This window comes from Janibacter zhangyanbonis (assembly GCF_050507325.1).
GTDB lineage: Bacteria > Actinomycetota > Actinomycetes > Actinomycetales > Dermatophilaceae > Janibacter.
Genome location: NZ_CP191481.1, coordinates 1,197,751 through 1,222,712 on the forward strand (window position 1 = coordinate 1,197,751; position 24,962 = coordinate 1,222,712).

23 protein-coding genes and 1 riboswitch are annotated in these 24,962 nt (G+C 73.2%); of the genes, 13 read left to right on the forward strand and 10 right to left on the reverse strand.

Annotation, left to right across the window (positions count from 1 at the left end):
- Nucleotides 1–4 precede the first annotated feature (4 nt).
- From ACQBJO_RS05935 to ACQBJO_RS05950, 4 genes are read left to right on the forward strand one after another with little or no spacing between them, the layout of a single operon-like run.
- Nucleotides 5–688, forward strand: a complete 684-nt coding sequence (locus ACQBJO_RS05935; RefSeq protein ID WP_421006818.1) for an energy-coupling factor ABC transporter permease — start codon at nt 5–7, stop codon at nt 686–688.
- Nucleotides 681–1,019, forward strand: coding sequence for an energy-coupling factor ABC transporter substrate-binding protein (locus tag ACQBJO_RS05940; protein WP_421006817.1), 339 nt, complete (start codon nt 681–683; stop codon nt 1,017–1,019). Before ACQBJO_RS05935 ends, ACQBJO_RS05940 begins: the two co-directional genes overlap by 8 nt.
- Complete coding sequence (gene cbiQ, locus ACQBJO_RS05945) at nt 1,016–1,768, forward strand: cobalt ECF transporter T component CbiQ (protein ID WP_421006816.1); 753 nt, start codon at nt 1,016–1,018, stop codon at nt 1,766–1,768. Before ACQBJO_RS05940 ends, cbiQ begins: the two co-directional genes overlap by 4 nt.
- On the forward strand, nt 1,765–2,655 hold the full coding sequence (locus tag ACQBJO_RS05950) for an energy-coupling factor ABC transporter ATP-binding protein (RefSeq protein ID WP_421006815.1): 891 nt from the start codon (nt 1,765–1,767) through the stop codon (nt 2,653–2,655). The genes cbiQ and ACQBJO_RS05950 overlap by 4 nt, the downstream gene beginning before the upstream one ends.
- A gap of 8 nt (nt 2,656–2,663) precedes the next feature.
- On the opposite strand, the gene ACQBJO_RS05955 is transcribed toward ACQBJO_RS05950, so the two are convergent.
- A complete protein-coding gene (locus ACQBJO_RS05955; protein WP_421006814.1) occupies nt 2,664–3,167 on the reverse strand; it encodes a DinB family protein in 504 nt (167 codons plus the stop codon).
- Between the two features lie 25 nt (nt 3,168–3,192).
- Entirely contained in the window at nt 3,193–3,810 is a 618-nt protein-coding gene (locus tag ACQBJO_RS05960) for a dihydrofolate reductase family protein (RefSeq protein ID WP_421006813.1), read from the reverse strand.
- A 102-nt stretch (nt 3,811–3,912) separates the two neighbouring features.
- Here ACQBJO_RS05960 and ACQBJO_RS05965 point away from each other — a divergent pair, with 102 nt between their 5' ends.
- Nucleotides 3,913–4,470 (forward strand): acyl-CoA thioesterase, encoded by a 558-nt coding sequence (locus ACQBJO_RS05965; RefSeq protein ID WP_255185836.1) that lies wholly within the window; start codon nt 3,913–3,915, stop codon nt 4,468–4,470.
- A 79-nt stretch (nt 4,471–4,549) separates the two neighbouring features.
- On the opposite strand, the gene ACQBJO_RS05970 is transcribed toward ACQBJO_RS05965, so the two are convergent.
- The 3 genes from ACQBJO_RS05970 to ACQBJO_RS05980 are packed head-to-tail and all read right to left on the reverse strand — an operon-like array spanning nt 4,550 to nt 7,859.
- Nucleotides 4,550–6,103, reverse strand: coding sequence for a precorrin-2 C(20)-methyltransferase (locus ACQBJO_RS05970; RefSeq protein ID WP_421006812.1), 1,554 nt, complete (start codon nt 6,101–6,103; stop codon nt 4,550–4,552).
- Nucleotides 6,100–6,768 carry a precorrin-8X methylmutase gene (locus ACQBJO_RS05975; protein WP_421006811.1) on the reverse strand — a complete coding sequence of 223 codons (669 nt, stop codon included), beginning with the start codon at nt 6,766–6,768 and terminating at the stop codon, nt 6,100–6,102. Before ACQBJO_RS05975 ends, ACQBJO_RS05970 begins: the two co-directional genes overlap by 4 nt.
- Nucleotides 6,768–7,859: a cobalamin biosynthesis protein CobG gene (locus tag ACQBJO_RS05980; protein WP_421006810.1), complete on the reverse strand. Its 1,092-nt coding sequence runs from the start codon at nt 7,857–7,859 to the stop codon at nt 6,768–6,770. The genes ACQBJO_RS05975 and ACQBJO_RS05980 overlap by 1 nt, the downstream gene beginning before the upstream one ends.
- A 51-nt stretch (nt 7,860–7,910) precedes the next feature.
- Nucleotides 7,911–7,976: riboswitch (cobalamin riboswitch) on the forward strand.
- An 81-nt stretch (nt 7,977–8,057) separates the two neighbouring features.
- On the opposite strand from ACQBJO_RS05980, the gene cobN reads away from it, so the two are divergent.
- On the forward strand, nt 8,058–11,726 hold the full coding sequence (gene cobN / locus ACQBJO_RS05985) for a cobaltochelatase subunit CobN (RefSeq protein WP_421006809.1): 3,669 nt from the start codon (nt 8,058–8,060) through the stop codon (nt 11,724–11,726).
- Nucleotides 11,723–13,483 (forward strand): 5,6-dimethylbenzimidazole synthase, encoded by a 1,761-nt coding sequence (gene bluB / locus ACQBJO_RS05990; protein WP_421006808.1) that lies wholly within the window; start codon nt 11,723–11,725, stop codon nt 13,481–13,483. Before cobN ends, bluB begins: the two co-directional genes overlap by 4 nt.
- Before the next feature lie 83 nt (nt 13,484–13,566).
- On the opposite strand, the gene cobF is transcribed toward bluB, so the two are convergent.
- Both cobF and ACQBJO_RS06000 read right to left on the reverse strand, forming a co-directional pair.
- Nucleotides 13,567–14,355, reverse strand: a complete 789-nt coding sequence (gene cobF / locus ACQBJO_RS05995; RefSeq protein ID WP_255185841.1) for a precorrin-6A synthase (deacetylating) — start codon at nt 14,353–14,355, stop codon at nt 13,567–13,569.
- The gene (locus tag ACQBJO_RS06000; protein WP_421006807.1) at nt 14,352–15,836 is read right to left on the reverse strand and encodes a cobyric acid synthase; all 1,485 of its coding nucleotides are present in this window, start codon (nt 15,834–15,836) and stop codon (nt 14,352–14,354) included. The genes cobF and ACQBJO_RS06000 overlap by 4 nt, the downstream gene beginning before the upstream one ends.
- Nucleotides 15,837–15,874: 38 nt before the next feature.
- On the opposite strand from ACQBJO_RS06000, the gene ACQBJO_RS06005 reads away from it, so the two are divergent.
- Nucleotides 15,875–16,477, forward strand: coding sequence for a histidine phosphatase family protein (locus ACQBJO_RS06005; protein WP_421006806.1), 603 nt, complete (start codon nt 15,875–15,877; stop codon nt 16,475–16,477).
- On the opposite strand, the gene ACQBJO_RS06010 is transcribed toward ACQBJO_RS06005, so the two are convergent.
- On the reverse strand, nt 16,474–16,860 hold the full coding sequence (locus tag ACQBJO_RS06010) for a hypothetical protein (protein ID WP_421006805.1): 387 nt from the start codon (nt 16,858–16,860) through the stop codon (nt 16,474–16,476). The genes ACQBJO_RS06005 and ACQBJO_RS06010 overlap by 4 nt on opposite strands.
- A 163-nt stretch (nt 16,861–17,023) precedes the next feature.
- Between ACQBJO_RS06010 and ACQBJO_RS06015 the strand changes: the two genes are divergently transcribed.
- On the forward strand, nt 17,024–17,944 hold the full coding sequence (locus ACQBJO_RS06015) for a DUF559 domain-containing protein (RefSeq protein WP_421006804.1): 921 nt from the start codon (nt 17,024–17,026) through the stop codon (nt 17,942–17,944).
- A 98-nt stretch (nt 17,945–18,042) separates the two neighbouring features.
- Here ACQBJO_RS06015 and ACQBJO_RS06020 read toward each other — a convergent pair whose 3' ends face one another.
- Together ACQBJO_RS06020 and ACQBJO_RS06025 are read right to left on the reverse strand one after the other, a co-directional pair.
- Nucleotides 18,043–18,942 (reverse strand): aminoglycoside phosphotransferase family protein, encoded by a 900-nt coding sequence (locus ACQBJO_RS06020; protein WP_421006803.1) that lies wholly within the window; start codon nt 18,940–18,942, stop codon nt 18,043–18,045.
- Entirely contained in the window at nt 18,939–19,802 is an 864-nt protein-coding gene (locus tag ACQBJO_RS06025; protein ID WP_421006802.1) for a hypothetical protein, read from the reverse strand. Before ACQBJO_RS06025 ends, ACQBJO_RS06020 begins: the two co-directional genes overlap by 4 nt.
- An 85-nt stretch (nt 19,803–19,887) precedes the next feature.
- Here ACQBJO_RS06025 and rimP point away from each other — a divergent pair, with 85 nt between their 5' ends.
- From rimP to infB, 4 genes are all read left to right on the forward strand, one after another.
- Nucleotides 19,888–20,415: a ribosome maturation factor RimP gene (rimP, locus tag ACQBJO_RS06030; protein WP_421006801.1), complete on the forward strand. Its 528-nt coding sequence runs from the start codon at nt 19,888–19,890 to the stop codon at nt 20,413–20,415.
- Nucleotide 20,416: 1 nt separating this feature from the next.
- Nucleotides 20,417–21,514: a transcription termination factor NusA gene (gene nusA, locus ACQBJO_RS06035; protein WP_255185851.1), complete on the forward strand. Its 1,098-nt coding sequence runs from the start codon at nt 20,417–20,419 to the stop codon at nt 21,512–21,514.
- Nucleotides 21,515–21,543: 29 nt separating this feature from the next.
- Nucleotides 21,544–21,924, forward strand: a complete 381-nt coding sequence (locus ACQBJO_RS06040; protein WP_255185852.1) for a YlxR family protein — start codon at nt 21,544–21,546, stop codon at nt 21,922–21,924.
- 63 nt (nt 21,925–21,987) lie between these two features.
- Nucleotides 21,988–24,837 (forward strand): translation initiation factor IF-2, encoded by a 2,850-nt coding sequence (gene infB / locus ACQBJO_RS06045; RefSeq protein WP_421006800.1) that lies wholly within the window; start codon nt 21,988–21,990, stop codon nt 24,835–24,837.
- Nucleotides 24,838–24,962: the final 125 nt, after the last annotated feature.

The following is a 24,962-nucleotide window of genomic DNA, read 5'->3' on the forward strand; positions in this document are numbered from 1 at the left end:
ACCGATGCACATAGCCGAGGGCTTCCTGCCCCCGGTCCACGCCGCCGCGTGGACCGCTGTCGCCGCCCCCTTCGTCATCCATGGCACCCGCAGTGCCGCCCGCGTCGTGCGGGACAACCCGAGTGCCCGCCTGCTGCTCGGCGCTGCCGGCGCCTTCACCTTCGTCATGTCGGCGATCAAGCTGCCGTCGGTCACCGGCTCGAGCTCGCACCCGACGGGCACCGGGGTCGGCGCGATCATCTTCCGCCCCCCGGTCATGGCCCTGCTCGGCACGATCGTGCTGCTCTTCCAGGCGCTGCTTCTCGCCCACGGTGGCATCACGACGCTCGGGGCCAACGTCGTCTCGATGGCCGTCGTCGGGCCCTGGGTCGGCTACGGGCTCTTCCGGCTGCTCGCCGCGGCCCCCTTCGTCGTGCGGGTCTTCGTCGGCGTCGCGATGGCCAACCTCGCCACCTATGTCACGACCGCCACGCAGCTCGCGCTGGCCTATCCCGAAGGGGGATTCGTCGAGGCGTGGGGTCGCTTTCTCGGGATCTTCGCCGTGACCCAGGTGCCGCTCGCGATCGTCGAGGGCCTCGTCGGCGTGCTGCTCCTCAATGCCCTCATCGCGTGGGCGCGGCCCGAGCTGGAGGACCTGCAGGTCGTGCCCGCCGAGACCGTCGAGACCACGGAGGCCGCTCGTGCGTGAGTCCACCCAGACCCTCGGTCGGCGCGGCGTCGCGCTCGTCGTCGGCGCCATCGTCCTCGTCCTCGTCGTCGCGCTCTACCTCGGTGGCCGGGCGGCCTCGGGTGAGGAGGAGGCCTTCGGCGGGTCCGATGCCGCCGCGACCGCCCAGATCGAGGAGGCCGGTCACGAGCCGTGGTTCGAGCCGCTCCTGCCGCCCGCCGGTGGCGAGATCGAGTCGGGCCTCTTCGCCCTGCAGGCGGGTCTCGGCGGGCTGGTCCTCGGATACGTCTTCGGCCGGCTCCGGGGCCGCCGCGCGGTGCCGGGTGGCGAGGGCGACGGGTCGCGCACGTGAGGCTCTCCCTCGACGACGCCGCGTGGTCCTCCCGGTGGCGGACCCGCTCGACGCTGGAGAAGTCCCTCCTCTGCCTGGGCCTGCTCCTCGTCGCCGCGACGACCACCTCGATGGCGGTGGCCGGGCTCGTCGGGGCCTGCGCCGTCGGCCTCGCGGCGCTCGCCCGGGTCCCGGTCGGCGTGTGGCTGCGGGCGATGCTCGGGCCGGCGGTCTTCGTCGGCATCGGGGCCGTGACCATCGCGGTGACCTTCGGCCCCGGTGACCTGTGGTCCTTCGGTCCGATCGGCGTCGACGAAGGGAGTGCCTCCCGGGCCGTGCTCGTCGCCGCCCGGGCGCTCGCGGCCACGAGCGCGATGGTCCTGCTGGCCGCCACCACCCCGATGGTCGACCTGCTCGCGGGCCTGCGCCGGGCGCGGGTGCCGGAGGTGGCCGTCGACATCGCCGCGGTCACCTACCGCATGGTCTTCGCCCTGCTCGACGCCGCGTCGGCGATCCGGGCCGCGCAGGCCGGGCGGCTGGGCTACGCGAGCGGCCGGGCCGCGCGACGCTCGGTCGGTCAGCTGTGCGCCGCGGTGCTCGTCGCGGCGTGGGACAAGGCCCGCCGGCTCGAGGACGGGCTGGCCGGCCGCGGGGGAGTCGCCGCCGTGCCGCTCGTGCCTGCCCGGGCCGTGTCGACCCCCTTCGTCCTGGCGGCGGGAGCGCTCGTCGTCGGGCTGGCCGGGCTGTCGCTGAGGGCGGGGTTGGCATGACGCACCGCCTCGGCTCCTGGACACCTCCCGACGACGCGGCCACCGTCCTCGCGCTGCGCGGCGTGCACGCCGGCTATCCCGGGGCTCCGGGCGTCCTCGACTGCGTCAGCCTGACGATCGGCACCGGTCGACGGATCGCGATCCTCGGGGCCAACGGCTCGGGCAAGACGACGCTGCTGCGCGTGCTGTCCGGCGCTCACGAGCCGGCCGAGGGGGCGGTCGTCTCGAGCGGTGAGGTGCTGCGGCACACGCGGCGCGGCCTGACCGCCCACCGGCAGCGGGTGCAGCTGGTCATGCAGGACCCGGACGACCAGCTCTTCAGCGCCGACGTGCGCAGCGACATCGCCTACGGGCCGACCAACCTCGGGTTGCCTGCTGAGGAGATCGCGGACCGGGTCGACGAGGCGCTCGCGGTGCTCTCGCTCGCGGCGCTCGCCGACCGTCCGGTGCACCGGCTCTCCTTCGGTCAGCGCAAGCGGGTCGCCGTGGCCGGTGCGCTCGCGATGCACCCCCGGGTGCTGCTGCTCGACGAGCCGACGGCGGGGCTCGACCCGGCCGGTGTCGAGGAGATGCTCGCCGCCGTCGCGGCGCTCGAGGCGCACGGCACGACGGTCGTGCTGTCGACCCACGACGTCGACCTCGCCTGGAGCTGGGCCGACGAGGTCGCGCTCGTCGTCGACCACGTCGTCCACCAGGGTGAGGTGACCGACGCCCTGACCGACGGTGCCCTCGTCGAGGCGGCCCGGCTGCGCCCGCCGTGGTCGGTGCAGCTGCTGCGCGAGATGGGGATCGAGCCGGCCGCGGTCGGCTGGCCCCGCACGCCCGCCGAGGTGGCGGTGGCGCTCGGGTCGTCCCACGCGTCCCACGGTTCTCGGGTCACCCGATAAACCGCGGGTCAGCCCTCGCGGGCGGCCAGTACCTGCTCGCGCAGGATGTCGGCGTGGCCCGCGTGCTGGGCGAGCTCGCGCAGCACGTGCAGGAGGACCCAGCGAAGGGGGAGCGGCCCCCGACGGTTGCCGGTCACCACGTCGTCGAGATCGAGGTCGGCGATCGCGGCCCGGCCGTCCGCGCAGGCCTGTCGGTGGGCCGCGACGACGGAGGCGATGGTGTCCTCGGCGGTCAGCGCGAAGGACTCGTCGGGTGTTGCGGGGATGCCGATCTCGGCGCGCGAGCGACCCCGGACGCCTTCGTCGAACCAGACCCGCTCGACGAAGGTGGCGTGCTTGACCAGCCCGAGCAGGGTCGTGCGCGAGGGCACGAGGCTGCGGCGTGCCTCGTCCTCGGTCAGGTCGTCGAGGCACGACGTGAGCAGGGCACGGTGCTCGTCGACGAAGGCGAGGAGCTGCTCGCGGGCCGGCGCGTCGAAGGGGACCTCGTGCTCGAAGGGCGGCTGGTTCACCCCTCGACCGTAGCGTCGCGCCGCCTCACCCCTCGGCGTAGACCTCGGCCGCGCCGTCGACCTCACCGGCACGCCGCGGCTCGGGCCCGACGACCTCGAAGAGCATGGCCGTGAACTGACCATCGCGCTCGACCCGCTCGCGCCGCAGCCGCAGGCGCCGCGGCAGCAGGGGAGCGCCGGCGCCCAGGACGACGGGCGTCTGGTGGACCCACACCTTGTCGAGCAGCCCGGCGTCGGCGAACTGACCGGCGAGGTCGCCGCCGCCGACGATCCACACGTCCTTGCCCGCTGCCGCCTCGGTCGCCGCGGCGTGCAGCTCGCGCACGTCGCCCGCGTGCGCCTGCACCCCCTCGGGCAGGTCGAGGTCGCGGTGCGTGACGATCCACGAGGGCTGCTCGTAGGGCCAGGCGAAGTCCCGCCCGTCGTGCGTCAGCTCGCGGTGCACCCACGCATAGGTGTTGGCCCCGCACACGACGGCCCCGACCGTCGGGATGAACTGGTCGAAGTCGAGGCTGTCCCCGTCGCCGTACCTTCCGCCCGGGTCCTTGTCGTGGGCCGGCGTCGCGAAGAGCCATGACAGGCTCTCCTCGTCGTCGGCGATGTAGCCGTCGAGACTCGTCGCGGTGCAGTAGATCGTCGCCATCGACCCAGCGTGACAGGCACCACCGACATCCGTCCGCGGCGCCGCGACGAGGCGCGGTTACGCTCCCTTCGCCCTGCTCGAGACCACCCGAGGACACCCACGATGAACCGCGTCCCCCGCATCCTGTGGACCGTCGCCACCGCGAGGCGTCGCGGGCCCGTCGCACCCGGTGAGGTCGCCGTGCTGCCGTTGCGGGTGCTGCCCAACGACATCGACTTCGCGTGGCACATGAACAACGGCGTCTACTTCACGATGGCCGACCTCGGGCGCATCGACCTGGCGATCCGCTCCGGGTGGGGTCTGGCGCAGGTGCGCAAGCGGGTGGCGCCGGTCGTCATGCAGGAGACGATGACCTTCCGCAGCTCGCTGCAGCCGCTGCAGGCCTACGAGCTGCACACCGTGATCGCCGGCTGGGACCGCGTCAGCGTCTTCTTCGAGCAGCGTTTCGTCGTGGACGGTCAGGTGAGCGCGCAGGCGCTGGTGCGCATGCGCTTCCTCCAGCGCGGCAAGGGCGTCGACACCGACCGGCTGTGGCCGATGCTCGGGATGACGCCGCCGCCCAGCCACGTGCCGGACTGGGCGAAGGGGTGGGGAGACGGCACCCGGTTGCCGTCGCCGCGCGAGGACGCACCGGCAGGACCGCCGCCCTTCTGGGGGTGAGCACAAGAGGTCGTCCTGGTGCATCTCGTGGCGTTGACCGCGCCAGATCGCCCTCAGTGCGACCTCTTGTGCACGGCAGTCAGTCCACCGAGCGCGGGGTCCACACCCGACCGTCGTCGGTGACCCGGGTCGTCGAGGCACCGACGACGACGAGGCAGCCCATGTCGACGGCCTCGACGTCGAGCTCGCCGAGGGTCGTCACCCACGACGACTCCTCGTCGCGGCCGACGTGGCGCGCGACGACGACGACGCGGTCCGGGCCGACCGCGTCGACGAGCAGGTCACGGGCGGCGCCGAGGGTGTCCGGGCGGGAGCGGGAGCGCGGGTTGTAGAGGGCGATCGAGATGTCGTTCGTCGCGAGCGCGGTCAGCCGTGCGGCGAGGACGTCCCACGGCTTGAGGTTGTCGCTGAGGTTGACCAGGGCGTGGTCGCCGCCGAGGACGGCACCGACGAGGGCGCTCGCCGCGTGCGCGGCGGTGACGCCCGGCACCACCTCGACCGGCACGTCGGCGTAGCCGGGGTCGTCGGACAGGGCCGCTTCGCGCGACTCGAAGAGCGCCGTCGCCATGCCGAAGACCCCAGCGTCACCACCCGAGACGAGCGCGACGTCCGCCCCCTCGCGGGCCAGGTCGAGCGCCAGGCGCCCGCGGTCGAGCTCGACGGAGTTGCCGGAGGCGTGGCGGGTCAGGCCCTCGCGCTGCGGCACCCGCGCGACGTAGGGCGCATAGCCGACGACGTGGTCGACCCGGGCGAGTACCTCGCTCGCCTGCGGTGTCAGCCAGTGGTCCGGCCCCGGCCCGAGACCGACGACGTGGACGGTGCCGACGGACGAAGGGGAGGGCTCGCCCCCTTCGTCGGAGGTGCCCGCCGTCAGCCGCGCGAAGTCCGCGGCCCGCCCGGCGGCGTCGTCCCGCAGCCCCTCGCCGGGGACGACGACGAGCGACATGTAGGGCACCCGCCCCTCGTCGACCTCGGCAGCCGGCATGACGAGCTCGCCCGGGTAGGACGCGCGCTCGACGTAGACGGCACGCTCGAGCATCCCTGCCTGGCGCAGGGCCTCTCGGACACCGGCGAAGGTGCGGCCGAGCTTCATGATGATCGCCGCATCGGTGTCGGCGAGACGCCGAGCAAGCTCGGGCACGGGCAAGGTGCCGGGCAGGACGGTGAGGGTGTCCTCGTGACGGCACAGGCCGGTCGCGACCGCGGCGGTGGCGGCGGACAGCGAGGTGATCCCGGGGACGACCTCGGTGGGGTAGCGCGGACTCAGCCGGTCATGGACGTACATGAAGGAGCCGAAGAAGAGCGGGTCGCCGATGGCGAGGACGACGACGCTGCGGCCGGCAGCAAGGTGGGTCTCGAGCCGGTCGCAGCACTCGTCGTAGAAGTCGGCTAGGGCCCCGTAGTAGCCGCGAGGGTGGTCGGTGAAACCGGTCGTCACCGGGTAGCGCAGCTCTTCCTCGATGGCGCCCTCGGGGATGAGGTCGGCGGCGATGGAGCGCGCGAGCGACTGCTTGCCGGTGCCCGCGTGGTAGGCGATGACGTCGGCGTCACGGATGAGCCGGGCGGCCTTGAGAGTGATGAGCTCGGGGTCGCCGGGGCCGATGCCGACGCCGTAGAAGCGGCCGCCGCTCATGCCAGCTCGTCCCGGTGCGCGAGGGCGTTGAGCGCGGCGGCAGCCATCGCGGACCCGCCCCGGCGGCCGTGGACGACGAGCCACGGGACCGGGCCGCCGGGCAGGTCGTGCTCGGCGAGGGCGACCTTGGACTCGGCCGACCCGACGAAGCCGACGGGCATCCCGATGATGGCGGCCGGTCGCGGCGCGCCGTCGTGGAGCAGCTCGAGCAGGTGGAAGAGGGCGGTCGGGGCATTGCCGATCGCGACGACGGCACCCTCGAGGCGCGCACCCCAGAGCGAGACGGCGGCGGCCGCGCGTGTCGTGCCCCACTGGGCGGCGAGGTCGGGCACCTGCGGCTCGCGCAGCGTGCAGACCACCTCGTTGTCGGCGGGCAGGCGGCGGCGGGTGACGCCCTGCGCGAGCATGTTGCTGTCGGTGAGGATCGGCGCCCCGGCGACGAGCGCGGCGTGGGCGGCAGCGGCGACCTCGGGGTGGCCGGCGATCTCGCTCGTGATGCCGACGTCACCAGCGGCGTGGATGATCCGCACGGCAGCACCGTGGAGGTCGGTGGGTAGACCGCTGAGGTCGGCCTCGTCGCGGATCATCCCGAAGGAGCGGCGGTAGATCTCCTGCCCGTCGGTGACGTAGTCGTACCGGCGAGGCGGTTGGCGAAGGGAGTTCATCAAGCCTTCTCGTGTTGTGCCGCAACGACATCCGCTGCGCTGGTGGGGTTGAGGGCGGTCGCGTGGGCGCGGGCGGGGTGGCCGCACGAGCGCTCGCAGCCGATGACGTGCACGACGGGTCCGGTGACGTCGACGAAGGGGGCGGCCTCCGTGGCGAGGTCGCGCGTGCGGGTCGTCGTGCGCCCGCACGACGGGGCTCCGGCGCAGGCGGTGAGGACGGTCCAGGGGGAGTCGGCGGTCGTGGCGAAGCCGGCCGCCGCGAGTTCCGCGGCCCGCGCCGCGCCCCCCGGCACGACGACCGAGCGCCACGGTGTGATGCGGAGCGTCCCCTCGAGCGCCGCGGCCATCGCCGGCGTCAGCAGCCCCAGCGGCACGAGCGCCACGAGGTCGTCTCCCACCGGCCCCGGCGAAGGCGGGCCGCCCGCCACGACGTCGAAGGGAGCGCCCCCCGGCAGCAGGTCGGCCCGGGCCTCGTCCGGCAGGTCGCGAAGGTTCCACGTGCGGGTGTCGGTGCGTGCGGCGAGGAAGCGTCGGGCGACGTCGAGCGCGGCCTCGGCGGCCTCGTCGCGGGGGACGCTGATCGCGCGACCGTCGGCGACGACCTGTGCGATGCCCCCTTCGCCCGGCTCGGCCACGACCGCGACGTCCCACGGCTCGGCGAGCACGGGACCGCCGGGGGAGGCGACGGCGAGCAGGAAGCGCCCCGGCAGCCCGGCCAGCCCGGGGTCCGCGAGCAGCCCCTCGTCGAGGGCGGTCACGAGGTCGTCGAGTCCGGCATGTGGATCGGCGACGATGTTGCGCGCCTTGTCGTGCGGGCCGGAGGGGACGAGTCCGAGGTCGCCGATCGCCGTGATGAGCTCACGGGGGAGCGGGTCGGGCAGGCCGCGCAGCTGCAGGCTGCCACGTGAGGTGAGCGTGATGTCCGGGTTGCCGAATCGCTGTGCGAGAGAAGAGATCTCGCGCAGCGTGGAGGCATCTACCCGACCGCCGGGGATGCGCAGGCGCACCATCGCCCCGTCCGCCGAGACGAAGGGGGTGAGCAGCCCCGGGCAGCGGTCGGCGCCGCTGCGGGAGGGCGTCGGTGTGCTCACGGCAGGGCAGCCTACGCGGCCCCGGTAGGCTGCCGGACAACCGAGCAGCGCGGAACCCGGTGCAAGTCCGGGACGGTCCCGCCACTGTGAGCGAAGCCCCCTTCGCGAGTCAGACACGCACTGCCGGCCGGCCTGCACGAGACCGTGCGGGTCCCTCCCTTCGACCGCGGGGCGCGGACCCCCGCCAAGGAGCCAGACGTGACCACCGTCGCCCTGCTGTCCACCTCCGACACCGACCTGCTGAGCGCCCGGAGCGCTGGCGTCGACTATGTCGTCGGCAACCCGGCTCGCCTCACCGACGAGCAGATCGCCGAGCGCGTCGCCGGCGCCGACATCGTCGTCGTGCGCTACCTCGGATCCCCGCAGGGGCTGTGGGAGGGCTTCGCGGACCTGCGTACGGCGAGTGCCCCGCTCGTCGTCCTCGGCGGCACCCAGGAACCCGACGCGGCCCTCATGGAGCTGTCGACGGTCCCGCCCGGCACCGCGGCCGAGGCCCACCGCTACCTCGCCGAAGGGGGCCCGGCCAACCTCGCGCAGCTGCACGCCTTCCTCGGCGACACCCTCCTGCTCACCGGTGAGGGCTTCGAGGCACCGCAGGCGCTGCCCCAGTGGGGTGTCCTCGAGCGCGACGAGCCGGCCGCCCTCGACACCGCCGGCAGCGACACCCGTCGGCCCCGCGTCGGCGTCCTCATCTACCGGGCCCAGTACGCCGCCGGCAACACCGACTACGCGCACGCGCTCGCCGACGCGATCGACGCGGCCGGCGGCCAGGGCGTCGTCATCCACTCCGCCTCCCTGCGCGACGCACCCGACGGCCTGCTCGAGGAGCTCGGCACCCTCGACGCCCTCGTCACGACGGTCCTCGCGGCCGGCGGCACCAAGCCCGCCACCGCCGGCGCCGGCGAGGACGACGAGGCCTGGGACGTCGAGAAGCTCGCCGCCCTCGACATCCCGATCCTCCAGGGCCTGTGCCTCACCTGGGGTCGCGCCGACTGGGAGGAGTCCGACGACGGCATGAGCCCGCTCGACGTGGCGACCCAGGTCGCCGTCCCCGAGTTCGACGGTCGCCTCATCACGGTCGCCTTCTCCTTCAAGGAGTTCGACGACGAGGGCCTGCCGCACTACGTCGCCGACCCCGAGCGCGCCGCCCGCGTCGCCGGCATCGCGGTCAACCACGCGCGCCTGCGCTCCACCCCGGTCGCCGAGCGCAAGATCGCCGTCGTCCTCTCGGCCTACCCGACGAAGCACTCCCGCCTGGGCAATGCCGTCGGCCTCGACACCCCGGTCTCGACGATCCGCCTGCTGCGGGCGATGCGCGAGGCGGGCTACGACCTCGGTGACGGCTTCGTGGGGATGGACCCGCTCCCTCCGGTCGAGGGCGAGGCGTCCGACACGACCTCGGGCAATGCCCTGATCCACGAGCTCATTGCCGCCGGCGGGCAGGACGAGGAGTGGCTCACCCAGGAGCAGGTCGAGGGCGCGCAGGTGCGCATCCCGGCCGCGCGCTACCGGGAGTGGTTCGACGCCTTCCCCGCCGACCTGCGCGAGGCGATGACCGAGCACTGGGGCGAGGCGCCCGGCGAGGTCTTCGTCGACACGACGCGTGACGCGAGTGGCGAGATCGTCACCGCAGCCCTCGTCCGCGGCAATGTCGCGCTCCTCGTCCAGCCGCCCCGCGGCTTCGGCGAGAACCCCATCGCGATCTACCACGACCCCGACCTGCCGCCGACGCACCACTACCTCGCGACCCACCGCTGGATCGAGGAGGAGTTCGGCGCGCACGCCGTCGTCCACGTCGGCAAGCACGGCAACCTCGAGTGGCTCTCGGGCAAGAACCTCGCGATGTCCGCCTCCTGCGGTACCGACGCGGCCCTGGGCAACCTGCCGCTCGTCTACCCCTTCCTCGTCAACGACCCCGGTGAGGGCACGCAGGCCAAGCGCCGCGCCCACGCGACGATCGTCGACCACCTCGTCCCGCCGATGGCCCGCGCCGAGTCCTACGGCGACATCTCCCGCCTCGAGCAGCTCCTCGACGAGTACGGCAACGTCTCGGTCATGGACCCGGCCAAGGCGCCGGCCCTGCGGGGCGAGATCTGGCAGCTGCTGCACGCCGCGCAGATGCACGTCGACCTCGGTCTGGGCGACGACGTCGACCTCGACGACGCCGACGGCTTCGACGACCTCGTCATGCACGTCGACGGCTGGCTCTGCGAGATCAAGGACGTCCAGATCCGCGACGGCCTGCACGTGCTCGGCCAGGCGCCGCAGGGCGAGGAGCTCGTCAACCTTGTGCTCGCCGTCCTGCGTGCCGCGCAGGTCTTCTCCGGCCAGGTCGGGTCCGTCCCCGGTCTGCGGGCGGCGCTCGGCCTCGCCGAGGATGCCTCCACCACCGAGACCGATGCGGTCGAAGGGAGGGCCCGTCACCTCGTCGAGGCCCTCGCCGCCGCGGACTGGTCTGCCTCTGCCGCAGGCGATCTCGTCGCGCAGCACGAGCCCGACCTCGCGCCGGAGGCGGCCGCCGAGGTCACCCGGGTGCTCGAGTTCGCCGCGACGCAGGTCGTGCCGCGGCTCGCCGCGACCGAGCGCGAGCTGCCGATGGTGCTGCACGCCCTCGACGGCGGCTACATCCCCGCGGGGCCGAGCGGGTCTCCCCTTCGTGGCCTGGTCAACGTGCTGCCCACCGGGCGCAACTTCTACTCCGTCGACCCCAAGGCGATCCCCTCGCGGCTGGCCTACCAGACCGGCACCGCGATGGCCGACTCGCTGCTCGCCCGCTACCGCGAGGAGACCGGTGAGCTGCCGACCTCGGTCGGGCTGTCGATGTGGGGCACGTCGGCGATGCGTACCTCGGGCGACGACATCGGTGAGGTGCTCGCCCTGCTCGGCGTGACGCCGGTGTGGGACGAGCAGTCCCGCCGCGTCACCGGTCTCGAGCCGATCCCGCTCGCGGAGCTCGGCCGCCCGCGCATCGACGTCACCGTGCGCATCTCGGGCTTCTTCCGCGATGCCTTCCCGCACGTCATCGCGCTCATCGACGACGCCGTCGCGCTCGTCGCCGGCCTCGACGAGGCCCCCGAGGACAACCACGTGCGCGCCCACACGGTCGCCGACCTCGCCGAGCACGGTGACGAGCGCCGCTCTCGCACACGGATCTTCGGCTCCAAGCCCGGGTCCTACGGAGCGGGCATCCTCCAGGTCGTCGAGTCGGGCAACTGGCGCAGCGACGACGACCTCGCGCAGGTCTACACCGCGTGGGGCGGCTACGCCTACGGCCGCGACCTCGACGGCGCACCGGCCGCCGAGGACATGGAGCGCACCTACCGCCGCATCCAGGTGGCGGCCAAGAATGTCGACAACCGAGAGTCCGACATCCTCGACAGCGACGACTACTTCCAGTACCACGGCGGCATGGTCGCCACCGTCCGCGCGCTCACCGGGGCCGAGCCCAAGGCCTATGTCGGCGACTCGACCTCGCCCGACGCGGTGCGCACCCGCACGCTGCAGGAGGAGACCAACCGCGTCTTCCGCTCGCGCGTCGTCAACCCGCGGTGGATCTCGGCGATGCAGCGCCACGGCTACAAGGGCGCCTTCGAGCTCGCGGCGACCGTCGACTACCTCTTCGGCTTCGACGCGACGGCCGGCGTCGTCCACGACTGGATGTACGACCGGATCGCGCAGGACTACGTCCTCGACGAGACCAACCAGGAGTTCATGCGCCGGGCCAACCCGTGGGCCCTGCGTGGCATCGTCGAAAAGCTCACCGAGGCTGCCGACCGCGGCCTGTGGGAGGAGCCGGACCCCGAGGTCGTGCGCGCGATGCAGCAGGTCTACCTCGACATCGAGGGCGACCTCGAGGACGACGAGTGAGCGCGGGGCAGGGCGAGGGCGGGGGCCTCGACGGCGCCCGGTACGCCCGCCCGGTCCCGACGATCGGTGACACGAGCAGCGCGGCGCAGCGTCGCGAGGACCCCTCGGGCTGGGCCATGGGCGAGGCCGTCACCGAGGCCCTCGCCTCCGTCGTCGCCGGCCGGCGCGACATCCGGCGCTACCGGCCGGACGCCGTGCCCGAGGAGCTCATCACAGCCGTCCTCGAGGCCGGGCACCGGGCGCCGAGCGTCGGCCACTCGCAGCCCTGGCGCTTCATCGTCGTCACCGACCCGGCGACCCGTGACCGGGCCGCCGCGATGGCCGACAGGGCGCGGGTCGACCAGGCCGCGCACCTCGCCTCGGAGCGTGCCGCGCGCATGCTCGACCTCAAGCTCGAGGGCCTGCGCGAGGCCCCCGTCGGCGTCGTCGTCGCCTGCGACCGGCGTACCCCGGCGACCGGCGTCCTCGGTCGGGCGACCTTCCCCGACGCAGATCTCTGGTCCTGCGCGACGGCCATCGAGAACATGTGGCTCACCGCCCGCGCCCACGGCCTCGGCATGGGATGGGTGACGCTCTTCGACCCTGATGAGCTCGCCGACCTGCTCGGTCTGCCCGAGGGCGTGGTCACGCTCGGCTGGCTCTGCCTCGGCTGGCCCGACGAGCGGCCGCCGTCGCCGGGTCTCGAGCGCGCCGCCTGGTCGAAGAAGACCCCGCTCGAGCAGGTCGTCCTGCGCGAGCGCTGGCCGGCCGACGAGGGCGCACCCCAGCAGCCGGTCTCGCACCTGCGCGGGCCCGAGCCGACGCGTCTCGTCGGCGCGACCGACGCCGCCGACGAGCTGCTCTCGCCGCCGGAGTCCCTCGGTGTCCTCGACCGCGCGCTCAACCGCGTGCTCGCCGTCGGCGCGCAGGACCTCACCGGCGGCACCCTCGTCCTCGCCGGCGCCGACCACCCGGTCACGGGCCTGGGCGTGAGCGCCTTCCCGGCCGCCACGACCCACGACGTGCTCGCTGCGACCGTCGCCGGCACCTCGCTCGGTGCCGCCACGGCGAAGGGAGCCGGACTCGCCGTCATCGGCGTGGACGCCGGTGTGGCACAGGCGGTCCCGGACGCCCACGAAGCACGCGCCACGGGGGAGCGGGGTGACCTCGCGACCACCGACGCGATGCCCCTCGCCGACGTCGAGGCCCTGATCGCTGCGGGGCGCAACATCGGCACCGCGGCCGCGGCCTCCGGGCTCGTCTGCCTCGGCGAGGTCGGCGTCGGCAACACGACCGTCGCTGCAGCCCTGGCCTGCGCCCTCCTCGACCTCGAGCCGCAGGACGCGGTCGGCCTGGGTTCCGGTTCGGATGCCGACATGGTCGCGCGCAAGCGCGACGTCGTCGCCGCGGCGCTCGCCCGTACGCAGGGTGAGCGGGACCCCCTTCGCCTCCTCGCGATGGTCGGTGGACCCGAGATCGCTCTGCTCACGGGTGTCACGCTCGGGGCTGCCGCCGCTGGCGCTCCGGTCGTGCTCGACGGACTCGCCGCCTCGCTGCCCGGCGTCATCGCCGCGCGCCTCGAGCCGGCCGCCCAGGCCTACCTGCTCGCCGGGCAGGTCAGCCGCGAGCGGGCGCACGCCCTCGTGCTGCGCGAGCTGGGCCTCGAGCCGCTGCTCGACCTGCGCCTGCGCTCGGGCGAGGGCGTCGGCGCCTGCCTCGCCGCCTCGATGGTGCTCCAGGGTCTCGCCGTCCGCCGCATCGCCGCCCGTACCCGCTGACCCACGGACCAACTTCGCAAAACCCTAGGGTCCTGCGCACTTGGCGGCCCCCTAACCCTGCAAAACCCTGGGGTTTTGCAGGGTTAGGGCGTCAGCGCGTAGACGTCCATGACCCAGCCGTGGGTCTCGCGCAGGCGCGCCCGCAGCTCGACGATCTCGTCGATGACATCGGCCAGGCGGCCGGAGCGCAGCTCCTGCTGCGGCATGCCGACGTAGGCACCCCAGTGGATCACCGTGTCCGGGTGGGTGTCGGCCAGCTCGCGGCAGTGCAGGTGCCCGTCGAGCATGACGACGACGGTGCCGAGGGTCAGGTCGGCGGCCCCAGCGGCCTGCCACTCCTCGACGAGCCGGCGGCCGGTCGTGATGTGCACCGGTTCGCCGACGCGGTGCAGCACGACGCCGTGCGCGGCCGCGAGGGTCTGGAAGGCCGAGATCCCCGGGATCACCCGCACCCGCGTCGCGATCCGCTCACCGATCGCGTCGACGATGCGGATCGTGCTGTCGTAGAAGGCCGGGTCGCCCCACACGAGGAAGCCCACGACCGCGTCGGCGGGCAGCTCGTCGATGATCTGCACGTAGGCGTCGGTGCGGGCGGCGTGCCAGTCGCGCACCCCCTGCGCGTACTCCGCGGAGTCGCGGTCGGCGTCCGGCCCGCGCTTCGGGTCGGGCACGGTGACGAACTCGTAGGCGTGGTCGGCGGGGATGAAGCGGTCGCAGATCGCCCGGCGCACCGCGACCAGCTCGTCCTTGGCCCCGCCCTTGTCCGCGACGAGGAAGACGTCGACCTCGGCGAGCGCCGCGGCCGCCTCGGCGGTCACGTGCTCGGGCGAGCCGGCCCCGATGCCGATGACGTGGATGGCTCGAGTGCTCAACGGGTCTCCTTGACGAGGGACAGCAGGGCGTCGACGTCGACGTGCGTCTCGAGGGCATCGGCGAGGATGTCGATCATCCCCTCGCGACGAGCGGCGAAGGGGGCCGCCCCAGGCTCCGCGGACCAGCGCGCCCCGGTCGTCGCGGCCACGTCGTCGAGCAGGGCCCGCCGGTAGTCGTCGCACTCCAGGGTGCCGTGCCAGATGGACCCGCGGACCGGGCCGATCGCGTGGCCGCCGGGGAAGTCCTCGCCGCCGGTCGGCTCGACGACACCGTGGTGGATCTCGTAGCCCTCGACGTGGTGCCCGCGCCAGCTCCCGCTCGGGCGGGCGAGGACCTTGTCCTCGTGGAAGACAACGCGACCGGGCAGCAGGCCGAGGCCCGGGACCGTTGCAGCAGAGGCGGTCTCGCCCCCTTCGTCTGGTGTGCTCTCGACACCGTCGTCGACGATCTCGTCGAGGAGCATCTGGTAGCCGCCGCAGATCCCGAGCACGGGCGCTCCGCGGCCGGCCCGCTCGAGGACGACGTCGGCCAGACCGGTGCGGCGCAGCCAGGCGAGGTCGGAGGTCGTGGCGCGGGAGCCGGGCAGGACCACGAGGTCGGCCTCGCGCACCGCGTCGGCATCGACCGTGACCCGCACGTCGACGCCGGGCTCGGCCGCGAGGGCGTCGACGTCGGTCCCGTTGGAGGTGCGGGGCAGGCGGACCACCGCGACCGACAGGCGACGGTCGGTGGGCACGCCGTCCTCGGCGTCGCCCCAGGCGCCCATCGACAGGGAGTCCTCGGAGTCGAGCCACACGTCCTGCAGCCACGGCAGCACCCCGAGCGAGGGCATGCCGGTGCGCCGGGTGATCTCGGCCAGGCCCGGCTCGAGGACCGAGGCGTCACCGCGGAACTTGTTGATGACATAGGCCGCGAGCAGCGGTCGGTCCTCGTCGGACACGAGCGCCCACGTGCCGTAGAGCGCGGCGAGCACGCCGCCGCGGTCGATGTCGCCCACGAGGACTGTGGGTAGCGAAAAGCGCTGTGCCAGACCGAGGTTGACGTAGTCACCGGCCCGCAGGTTGATCTCGGCGGGGGAGCCGGCGCCCTCGCAGACGACGAGGTCGTGCTCGGCCGTGAGCTCCTCGTAGGCGGCGAAGGCCGCCTGTGCCAGATGAGCCCGCCCGGTCGCGTACTCGCCGGCCTGCAGCTCACCGGCGGGCCGACCGCGCACGACGACGTGCGCGCGGCGGTCGCTGCCGGGCTTGAGCAGCACGGGGTTCATCGCCGACGTCGCCTCGACCCCCGCAGCCTGCGCCTGGAGGTACTGCGCGCGACCGATCTCGGCGCCGTCGCGGCAGACCATCGAGTGGTTGGACATGTTCTGCGCCTTGTAGGGCGCGACGGCCAGCCCACGGCGGGCCAGTGCCCGGCACAGACCCGTCACGACGAGCGACTTGCCCGCGTCGGACGAGGTTCCGGTGATCAAGAGGCCGCTCACGATCGGACACTCTACGGATCACCACTAGCGTGGGTCCCGTGAGCCCGACGCACGTGCACCTGGTCCGACACGGGCAGTCGACGTGGAACCGCGACGGCCTGGTCCAGGGTGCGCACCGGGGCTCCAACCAGGCCCTGCTCACCGACACCGGCCGGGCCGAGGCGGCCCGAGCCGGCATGGTCCTCGGGGCCCGGCTCGGCCGCCCCCGTGACGAGCGCTCGCTGCAGCTGTGGACGAGCGACCTCATGCGCACGCTGCAGACCGCCGAGATCATCTCCGTCACGCTGCGCCCCATGGGGTGGAGCGCGTCGGTGCGCAACGAGCCCGGGTTGCGCGAGCAGGCGCTCGGCGACCTCGAGGGAGAGCGGACCGACGCCCTTCGCTCCGTGCCCGTCCCCGAGGGCGAGCACATCAGCGAGGTGCAGTGGGGCGGGGGCGAGTCGATGCAGGAGGTCTTCGAGCGGGTGGGCGAGTGGTTCGCCCCCGCGCTCATCGAGCAGCCCGACCACCTCGTCGTCGTCAGCCACGAGCACACGATCCGGGCTGCTCTCGCGTGGCTGCGCTCGACCTCGCACCGCGACATCGACTGGGACGAGCCGGTGCTGCCCGGCTCGGTGACGACCTACGACGTCGTCGACTAGCACGTCGCGAGCCGCTCGGCCTGGTCCGCCCCGTAGCGGTGGCCGCTGCCGTCGGGCACCTCGAGCGACCCGATGAAGTCGGCCGCGTCGTGCACTGCGCTCACGACCGGCACCCACCTGCGGTCACCCTCGGGCGGGACGACGAGATCGCGGACCGAGGCATGCACGACGGGGTCGTCGGCGTTGGCAACCGACGCCTCGCGCGGCAGCCCCACGCGGTGCCCGCCGGATGTTCCCGTCCACAGCACCGAGCACACCGATCGCGGGCGCTCGGCTCCCGAGCCGCGGGAGACCGCCTGCCCCGCCGTCGCCCAGAGGGTCTCACCGACGACGTGCACCTCGGGCCGCTCGTGCACCAGCATGTTGTCGACCCGCTCGGTCACCGGGCAGCGTTGATGTCACCGGGCAGCGTTGATGTCACCTGGTTGCCCGGAGAGGGACAACCAGGTGACACCAACGCCGACAGGCTCGGGCCCGGGCCTGTCGGGGCCACCGGGCTGTGGAGAACTCCGCGGCCCCCACCACGATCCCGGTCACGATGTGGGCATGCATCCGATCATCCGGGCCGCGCTCGACGCGGGTCGTGGCACCGCCAGCAGCGCCGATCTGCACCGGCGCGGGGCGAGTCGCCGCGATGTCGAGCGGGCCATCGGTGCGGGCGACCTGGTGCGGGTCCGCCGCAATGCGCTCGTCGAGGGCGAGCGATGGCGGGAGACCAAGCCGTGGGATCGCCATGACCTGCGCGCCCGAGCCGTGGTCCGCACCCTCGGCGACGAGCCGCCGCTGGCCCTCACCCACCACAGCGCCCTCGCTGTGCGCGGTGTCGACGTCCACGGGGTCGACGACCGGGTGCACGTCGCCCGCATCGGGTCGGGGCGTGGGCGCACGGACACAGGTCTGGCGAGCCACCGGCCTCTCGATGAGTCCCTCACATCGGTCCATCGGGGTCTGCTGACCGTCACCCCGGCCGTGGCCTGCGTCCAGGTCGCCAGCCACTTCGGAGGGGAGGCTGGCCTCGTGAGCGCCGACCACGCTCTGCACCGAGAGGTGATGACCCGCGCCGACCTCGACGCGGCGATGGTGGCCCTTCGACCGTGGCGGTGGTCGCGTGAGCCCGCCAAGATGCTCGCCCTCGTGGACGGCCGCGCGGAGTCAGGTGCGGAGTCCCGCACGCGATGGGCACTGCGGACGCTGGGCTTGCGGATGCCGACGCCCCAGGTGGAGATCTTCGACGACGCCGGTGAGTTCGTGGCGCGGGTCGACTTCCTCTACGAGGACATGAAGCTCGTCATCGAGGTCGACGGTCGCAAGAAGTACGAGAAGGCGCAGGACCTGTGGGACGAGAAGATGAGGGAGGACCGTCTCCGGGCGCTGGGATATGTCGTCGTCCGACTGACGTGGTCAGATCTGGACGACCTCACGGTCGTGCGCGCCAAGATCCAGCGTGGGCTGGCCCTGGCAGCCTGACGGCGTTGGTGCCACGTGGTCCCCCTTCTCCGGGCAACCAGGTGGCGTCGACGCCGACAGGTGACGCCAACGCTGCCGAGTGACCCCGGCGGGACCCCTCAGTCGCCCAGCGCCTTGACGAGCGTCACCGCTCGCGAGACCGCCTCGGCGTCACCGTCCTCGACGCCCCAGATCGCACCCACCACGGCCCGCAGCGCACTGACCGCCCGCACGAGGTCCTCGTCGAGCCCCGTGACATCACACACGACCTCGACCCGGCGCCGCACCGACCAGCGCAGCGACGCGCCGGTCCCCATCTCCGCCCACCGGTTGGTGAGCAGCGGCCCGACCTCCCACGCGGGGTGGCCGACGATCGGCTTGGGGTCGATCGCCACCCAGTCGGTGCCGTCGGACAGGACGTTGCCGTAGTGCAGGTCGCCGTGGAGCAGCCGCTCGCCGCCGAGCTCCTCCAGCGAGCGAAGGGAGGACCGCCCCTGCTCGACGTAGCGTCGCGGCACGCCGGCCGCCGCCGACCGGCCGAGGATCTCGGTCGCCCACGGCACGAGCACCGGCAGCTGGGGCAGGGGAGCGGTGTGCAGGTCGGCGTAGAGCCCGGCGGCGATCCCGACGGCCTCCTCGTCCCAGAGCCCGTCGAGGTCCTCGGTCGTCAGCCGCTCGAGCAGCAGCACCGATCGACGAGGGTCGGCGCGCAGCAGCCGCACGGCACCGCGTCCGTCCCAGGCCCGCAGGGCGAGGTGCTCCCCGTCGGCGTCGGTGTGCGGCCAGCCCAGCTTGAGCACCGCCGCACCCTCGGGCCCGCGCACGGGCAGCACGAGCGAGCAGTGGCCGGTCATCGGGTCGCCGTCGACGGTCAGCTCCCAGGCGTCGACGACCTCGGCGACGAGGTGGGGGAGGGCGGCGACCCAGTCACCGCCGGCGGGACCCCCTTCGGCAGCGAAGCCCGCGATCCGCGCCGCGAAGTCCGCGGGCACGAGGGCCGCGGCGTCCTCGACCCTCACGACTGGTGCTTGCCGTCCCCGTAGAGCTCGGGGACGTCCTGGCGGAACTGCGCCCGCGAGATCCGCTCGGCCGTGACCATCCAGCCGGTCACCTCGAGGGCCGCGTCGCGGTCGTCGTCGAGCCGGGCGAAGCAGTCGGCATAGGCGGCCTGCAGCCGCACGAAGCTCCCGACGACCCAGTCGCGTCCGGCCGTCCCCGACAGGTCGTCGGGTCGCTCGTAGCCCAGCGGGGTGGGCTCGACGTCGTCGCCGGCGGCCGTCGCCTGACGGGCGCTGAGGTCCCGCAACTCCTCCGCCGCGGCGAGCGCCGCCTTGGCGACGACTCCCTGGCCCGGCTCCTTCGCCTGGCCGGCGATCACGTCGAGGGCGTACATCGTCGCCCGGGTGGCCTGCAGCGCGGTCGCGGCGACCTCACCACGCCGCCACGTCCCGGTGCCGGGAGCGGTCCACAGCCGCGACTTCCGCCCGAGGGGGGTCGTGATCCGCTCCGTCGCGGTGAGCTGCCCGACGAGCTGCAGCAGGCCGGGACCGCACTCGCGCACCGATGCCTCGAAGGCCGCCGCGGTCTCGGCGTCAGAGCCCGGTGCGGTCGCGTGCTCGATGACCTCGGCCGGGACGGCGGCCTCGGTGAGCGCGTCGCGCAGCAGGTCGGCCCGCTGGGCCGCGTGGAGCTCGGTGCCCTCGTCGAGCGCCCCGAGCACCGCGAGCAGGGCGCCCTCGCCGGGGATCGGCTCACGCCGCGGGACGAAGGGGAGGTCCGGCGCGTCGTCCTCGAGGCGCACCCCGCAGCCGGTCACGGCCGTCACCGAGAGGGTGAGGGCACCGGTGAGCAGGAGGCGTCGGCTGGGTCGGGCAGGCACGGTGTCGATCTTCGCACGCCACGCGTCGCGCCGATCATGACTAGAGTGTGCCGCCAGCACGTCAACTCCACACGGAAGGCTTCCCATGGGTTCGGACCAGGACATCCTCGAGCAGGTGTCCGGCGCGTTGGGTGACGACTTCACCGTGGCCGGAGTGAGCGTCACCCCTGCCGGCAAGCGCCGCGTCGCGCGGATCACCGTCGAGCGGCCGGTCGCCGACGCCGTCGGCGACACCCCCGTCGAGCCGCTCACGCTCGACGAGATCGCCGACGCGACCCGCCTGGTCAGCGACGCCCTCGACGCGAGCGACGTCATGGGCAGCCAGCCGTACACGCTCGAGGTGAGCACCCCCGGCACCGAGCGTGCGCTCACCGAGCCGGTCCACTTCCGCCGTCTCGTCGGCCGCCTCGTCGAGGTGTCCCTCGCCGACGCCCAGGTCACCGGGCGGGTCCTCGCGACGACCGCCGACGGGGTCGACCTGCACGTCAAGGGCACGAAGAAGGCTGCCCCGCACACCCAGCACATCCCCTTCGCCGACATCACCCGGGCCGTGGCCCAGGTGGAGTTCACGCGACCTGACAGCACGCCGGCCGCCGGCGAGACGGAGGACTGACATGGACATCGACATCCACGCCCTCAAGGCGCTCGAGCGAGAGCGCGAGATCCCCTTCGACATCCTCGTCGACGCGATCGAGGCGGCGCTGCTCGGCGCCTACCACCGCACCGAGGGCGCGTACAAGAACGCGCGGGCCGAGCTCGGGCGCAAGGACGGCCACGTCGTCGTGTGGGCTCGTGAGGAGCACTTCGTCGAGGAGCAGGTCCCGGTCGAGGCGGGCGAAGGGGAGGAGCCTCCCGTCGACGAGGAGGGCCAGCCGCTCATGCGCACGCGCACCCGTCGCGAGCTGGGCCCGGAGTTCGACGACACCCCCGAGAACTTCGGCCGGGTCGCCGCGGCGACCGCCCGCCAGGTCATCACGCAGCGCATGCGTGACCTCGAGGACGAGGCGATCCTCGGTGACTTCCGCGGCCGCGAGGGCGACATCGTCGCCGGCGTCATCCAGCAGAGCTCCAACCCGCGCAACGTCCTCGTCGACTTCGGCACGGTCGAGGGCGTCCTGCCCTCCTCCGAGCAGGTGCCCGGCGAGGTCTACAACCACGGTGACCGAATCCGTGTCTACGTCGTCTCGGTCAAGCGCGGCATGCGCGGGCCCGAGATCACCCTCTCGCGCACGCACCCCCACCTCGTGCGCAAGATCTTCGCGATGGAGGTGCCCGAGATCGCCGACGGCTCCGTCGAGATCGCGGCGCTCGCCCGTGAGGCCGGTCACCGCACGAAGATCGCGGTGCACTCCAAGGTGCCGGGCCTGAACGCCAAGGGCGCGTGCATCGGCGCGATGGGCGCCCGCGTCCGCGCGGTGATGACCCACCTGCAGGGCGAGAAGATCGACATCGTCGACTGGTCCGAGGACCCGCAGCGCTTCATCGCCGCCGCCCTCTCGCCGTCGAAGGTCGAGTCGGTCACCGTCGTCGACCCCAAGCTGCGCTCCGCGCGCGTCGTCGTGCCCGACTACCAGCTCTCCCTCGCCATCGGCAAGGAGGGGCAGAACGCGCGCCTGGCCGCCAAGCTCACCGGCTGGCGGATCGACATCCGACCGGACACCGCGCCGGACTCGAGCGGGGGCGTCGCCGTCCCCGGTCAGCCGGAGGGGTGACGGGGCCGAGCGGTGCAGGGGCTAGACTGATGGGGATCGACCGGTCTGGACTCCAGTCCGACCCGCCCGTCGCAGGTCCTGTCAGGACGTGCATCGGGTGTCGCGGACGGGATAGCCGGTCGACTCTGCTGCGCATCGTCGTGGAGACGGACGGCCGAGGCATCGCCACGGCCGTGCCCGACCCGCGTCGGCGCATGCCGGGTCGTGGGGCATGGCTCCACCCCGACATCGCCTGTCTGGACCTCGCCGTCCGGCGGCGGGCCCTCGCCCGGGCGTTCCGACGCCAGGTCGAGGTGACCGACGCCCTTCGTGCCTGGATCGATCAGATGGCGCAGTCGTTGTCATCCGTACGTACAGCAACCGAGAGCGGGTTTGACGCTGATGAGCACCCGATGAGTACTCAGCAATGAGCATTCACCTCAACTGACGACGGTCCGCGCCTTTTCTCAGGTACGGACCAGAGAAGGAGAAACGTGGCCAAGGTCCGTGTCCACGAGCTCGCCAAGGAGCTCGGGGTTTCCAGCAAGGCCCTGCTCGCCCACCTGGGCGACATGGGAGAGTTCGTGAAGTCGGCGAGCTCGACGATCGAGGCGCCGGTCGTGCGCCGGGTGAAGGACAACCCGCCCGCCGCCGACCCCAAGGCGAAGAAGGCCGCCGCGGCTCCCAAGCCCGGTGCCAAGCCCGGCCCGAAGCCGGCCCCCGCGCAGCCCGCTGCGCAGGAGCCTGCCGCCGAGGCACCCGCCGCCGCGCCGACCCCCGGCCCCACGGCGCCGACGCCCGGCCCCAAGCCGGCCGCCGCGCCCCAGGCCCCCGAGGCCCCGGCACCCGCCAAGCCGACCCCGGCCCCCGAGGCTCCCGCCGCTCCCGCTGCGGAGACCCCGGCCGCGCCGGCGAAGCCCGCGGCGACGCCCGGCCCCAAGCCCGCGACGCCCGGCCCCAAGCCGGCTCCGGCCAAGCCCGCCGCCCGTGGCGGTGGCCCGCGTCCGGGCAACAACCCCTTCGCCTCCAGCCAGGGCATGGGCACCCGTCGTGGCGAAGGGGGTGGCTCCGGCGGCGCTCGCCCCGGCAACAACCCCTTCGCGTCCAGCCAGGGCATGCCCCGTCCGGGCCAGCGTCCCGGCGGCCAGCGCCCCGGTGGCGCCGGTCAGCGTCCGGCGGCTGCGGCCGGCCAGGGCGGTCCGCGTCCTGCGGGTCCGCGCCCCGGCGGCGGTCCCCGTCCCTCGCCCGGCATGATGCCGTCCAGCTCGGCCGTCCCGCGGCCGGGTGAGCGTCCCGGTGGCCGTGGTGGCCCGGGCGCCGGTCGTGGTCGCCCCGGTGGCGGGCCCGGTGCCCGTCCGGGCGGTGGCCCCGGTGGCGGTGGCTACCGCGGTGGCCCCGGCGGCCGTGGCGGCACCCAGGGTGCCTTCGGTCGCGGTGGCGGCAAGCGCAAGCAGCGCAAGAGCAAGCGCGCGAAGCGGGCCGAGTTCGAGCAGATGCAGGCGCCGTCGATCGGCGGTGTCATCGTCCCCCGTGGCGACGGCTCCACCGTGGTGCGCGTGCGCCAGGGCGCCTCGATGACCGACTTCGCGGACAAGATCAACGCCAACCCCGCGTCGCTCGTCACCGTGCTCTTCAACCTCGGTGAGATGGCCACGGCCACGCAGTCGCTCGACGAGGAGACCTTCCAGCTCCTCGGTGCCGAGCTCGGCTACGACATCCAGATCGTCTCGCCCGAGGAGGAGGAGCGCGAGCTCTTCGACTCCTTCGACATCAACCTCGAGATCGGGGTCGACGCCGAGGACGAGGAGGACCTGGCGGCCCGTCCGCCGGTCGTCACCGTCATGGGTCACGTCGACCACGGCAAGACGCGTCTGCTCGACGCGATCCGCAACGCCGACGTGGGCTCGGGCGAGGCCGGTGGCATCACCCAGCACATCGGCGCCTACCAGATCCACACCGAGCACGAGGGTGCGGACCGCCCGCTGACCTTCATCGACACCCCCGGTCACGAGGCCTTCACGGCCATGCGTGCCCGTGGTGCCAAGGTCACCGACATCGCGATCCTCGTGGTCGCGGCCGACGACGGCGTCATGCCGCAGACCATCGAGGCGCTCAACCACGCCCAGGCTGCGGACGTCCCGATCGTCGTCGCGGTCAACAAGATCGACGTCGAGGGCGCCGACCCGGCGAAGATCCGTGGTCAGCTCACCGAGTACAACCTCGTGGCCGAGGAGTACGGCGGCGACACGATGTTCGTCGACGTCTCCGCCAAGCAGGGTCAGAACATCGACACCCTGCTCGAGGCCGTCCTGCTCACCGCGGACGCGGCGCTCGACCTGCGGGCCAACCCCGACCGGGACGCCCGTGGTGTCGCGATCGAGGCCAACCTCGACAAGGGCCGCGGTGCGACCGCGACCGTCCTCGTCCAGTCCGGCACGCTGCACGTCGGTGACGCGATCGTCACCGGCTCGGCCTTCGGTCGTGTGCGCGCCATGCTCGACGAGCACGGCAACAACGTCGACGAGGCGGGCCCGTCCCGTCCGGTCCAGGTGCTCGGTCTCTCCTCGGTCCCGCGGGCCGGCGACACCTTTGTCGTCGCCCCCGACGACCGGACCGCGCGCCAGATCGCCGAGAAGCGTGAGGCCGCCGACCGCCAGGCCAGCCTGGCCAAGGCGCGCAAGCGGATCAGCCTCGAGGACCTCGACCAGGTCATCGCGGCGGGCAAGATCGACACCCTCAACCTCATCCTCAAGGGTGACGTGTCGGGTTCGGTCGAGGCCCTGGAGGACGCCCTGTTGCAGATCGACGTCGGCGACGACGTCGACCTGCGGATCATCGACCGCGGCGTCGGCGCGATCACGCTCAACAACATCAACCTCGCCATGGCCTCGGACGCGATCATCATCGGCTTCAACGTCCGCGCCGAGGGCCAGAACGCCGAGGTTGCCGAGCGTGAGGGCGTCGAGATCCGCTACTACGGCGTGATCTACCAGGCCATCGAGGAGATCGAGCAGGCGCTCAAGGGCATGCTCAAGCCGGAGTACGAGGAGGTCGAGCTCGGCTCGGCGGAGATCCGCGAGGTCTTCCGCTCGAGCAAGTTCGGCAACATCGCCGGCTCGATCGTCCGCAGCGGCGAGATCAAGCGTGGCTCCAAGGCGCGCATCACCCGCAACGGCGTGGTGCTCACCGAGGGCCTCGAGCTCACCGGTCTGCGTCGCTTCAAGGACGACGTCACCGAGGTCCGCGAGGGCTTCGAGTGCGGTATCAACCTCGGCAGCTTCAACGACGTGCAGGAGGGTGACCTCATCACCACCTACGAGATGCGCGAGAAGCCGCGCGACTGATCTCGTCAGACGCACGACAGGTCGAAGGGGGGTGGGCAGCGCGAGCTGCCCACCCCCCTTCGCCGCGCCCGGGGCCGTCGCTCCCGCCGTGCGGGACCGATGCCGACTAGGGTTGGGGTGACCAC

What these genes read in the sequence shown, in the direction of transcription:
- ACQBJO_RS05935 (WP_421006818.1), top strand. Translation starts at nt 5, where the DNA reads ATGCACATAGCCGAGGGCTTCCTGCCCCCGGTCCACGCCGCCGCGTGG.
- ACQBJO_RS05970 (WP_421006812.1), bottom strand. Translation starts at nt 6,103, where the DNA reads ATGAGCGGCGGCCGCTTCTACGGCGTCGGCATCGGCCCCGGCGACCCC.
- nusA (WP_255185851.1), top strand. Translation starts at nt 20,417, where the DNA reads ATGGACATCGACATCCACGCCCTCAAGGCGCTCGAGCGAGAGCGCGAG.
- ACQBJO_RS06040 (WP_255185852.1), top strand. Translation starts at nt 21,544, where the DNA reads ATGGGGATCGACCGGTCTGGACTCCAGTCCGACCCGCCCGTCGCAGGT.
- ACQBJO_RS05950 (WP_421006815.1), top strand. Translation starts at nt 1,765, where the DNA reads ATGACGCACCGCCTCGGCTCCTGGACACCTCCCGACGACGCGGCCACC.
- ACQBJO_RS05960 (WP_421006813.1), bottom strand. Translation starts at nt 3,810, where the DNA reads ATGGCGACGATCTACTGCACCGCGACGAGTCTCGACGGCTACATCGCC.
- rimP (WP_421006801.1), top strand. Translation starts at nt 19,888, where the DNA reads ATGGGTTCGGACCAGGACATCCTCGAGCAGGTGTCCGGCGCGTTGGGT.
- ACQBJO_RS06015 (WP_421006804.1), top strand. Translation starts at nt 17,024, where the DNA reads ATGCATCCGATCATCCGGGCCGCGCTCGACGCGGGTCGTGGCACCGCC.
- ACQBJO_RS05965 (WP_255185836.1), top strand. Translation starts at nt 3,913, where the DNA reads ATGAACCGCGTCCCCCGCATCCTGTGGACCGTCGCCACCGCGAGGCGT.
- ACQBJO_RS05975 (WP_421006811.1), bottom strand. Translation starts at nt 6,768, where the DNA reads ATGAACTCCCTTCGCCAACCGCCTCGCCGGTACGACTACGTCACCGAC.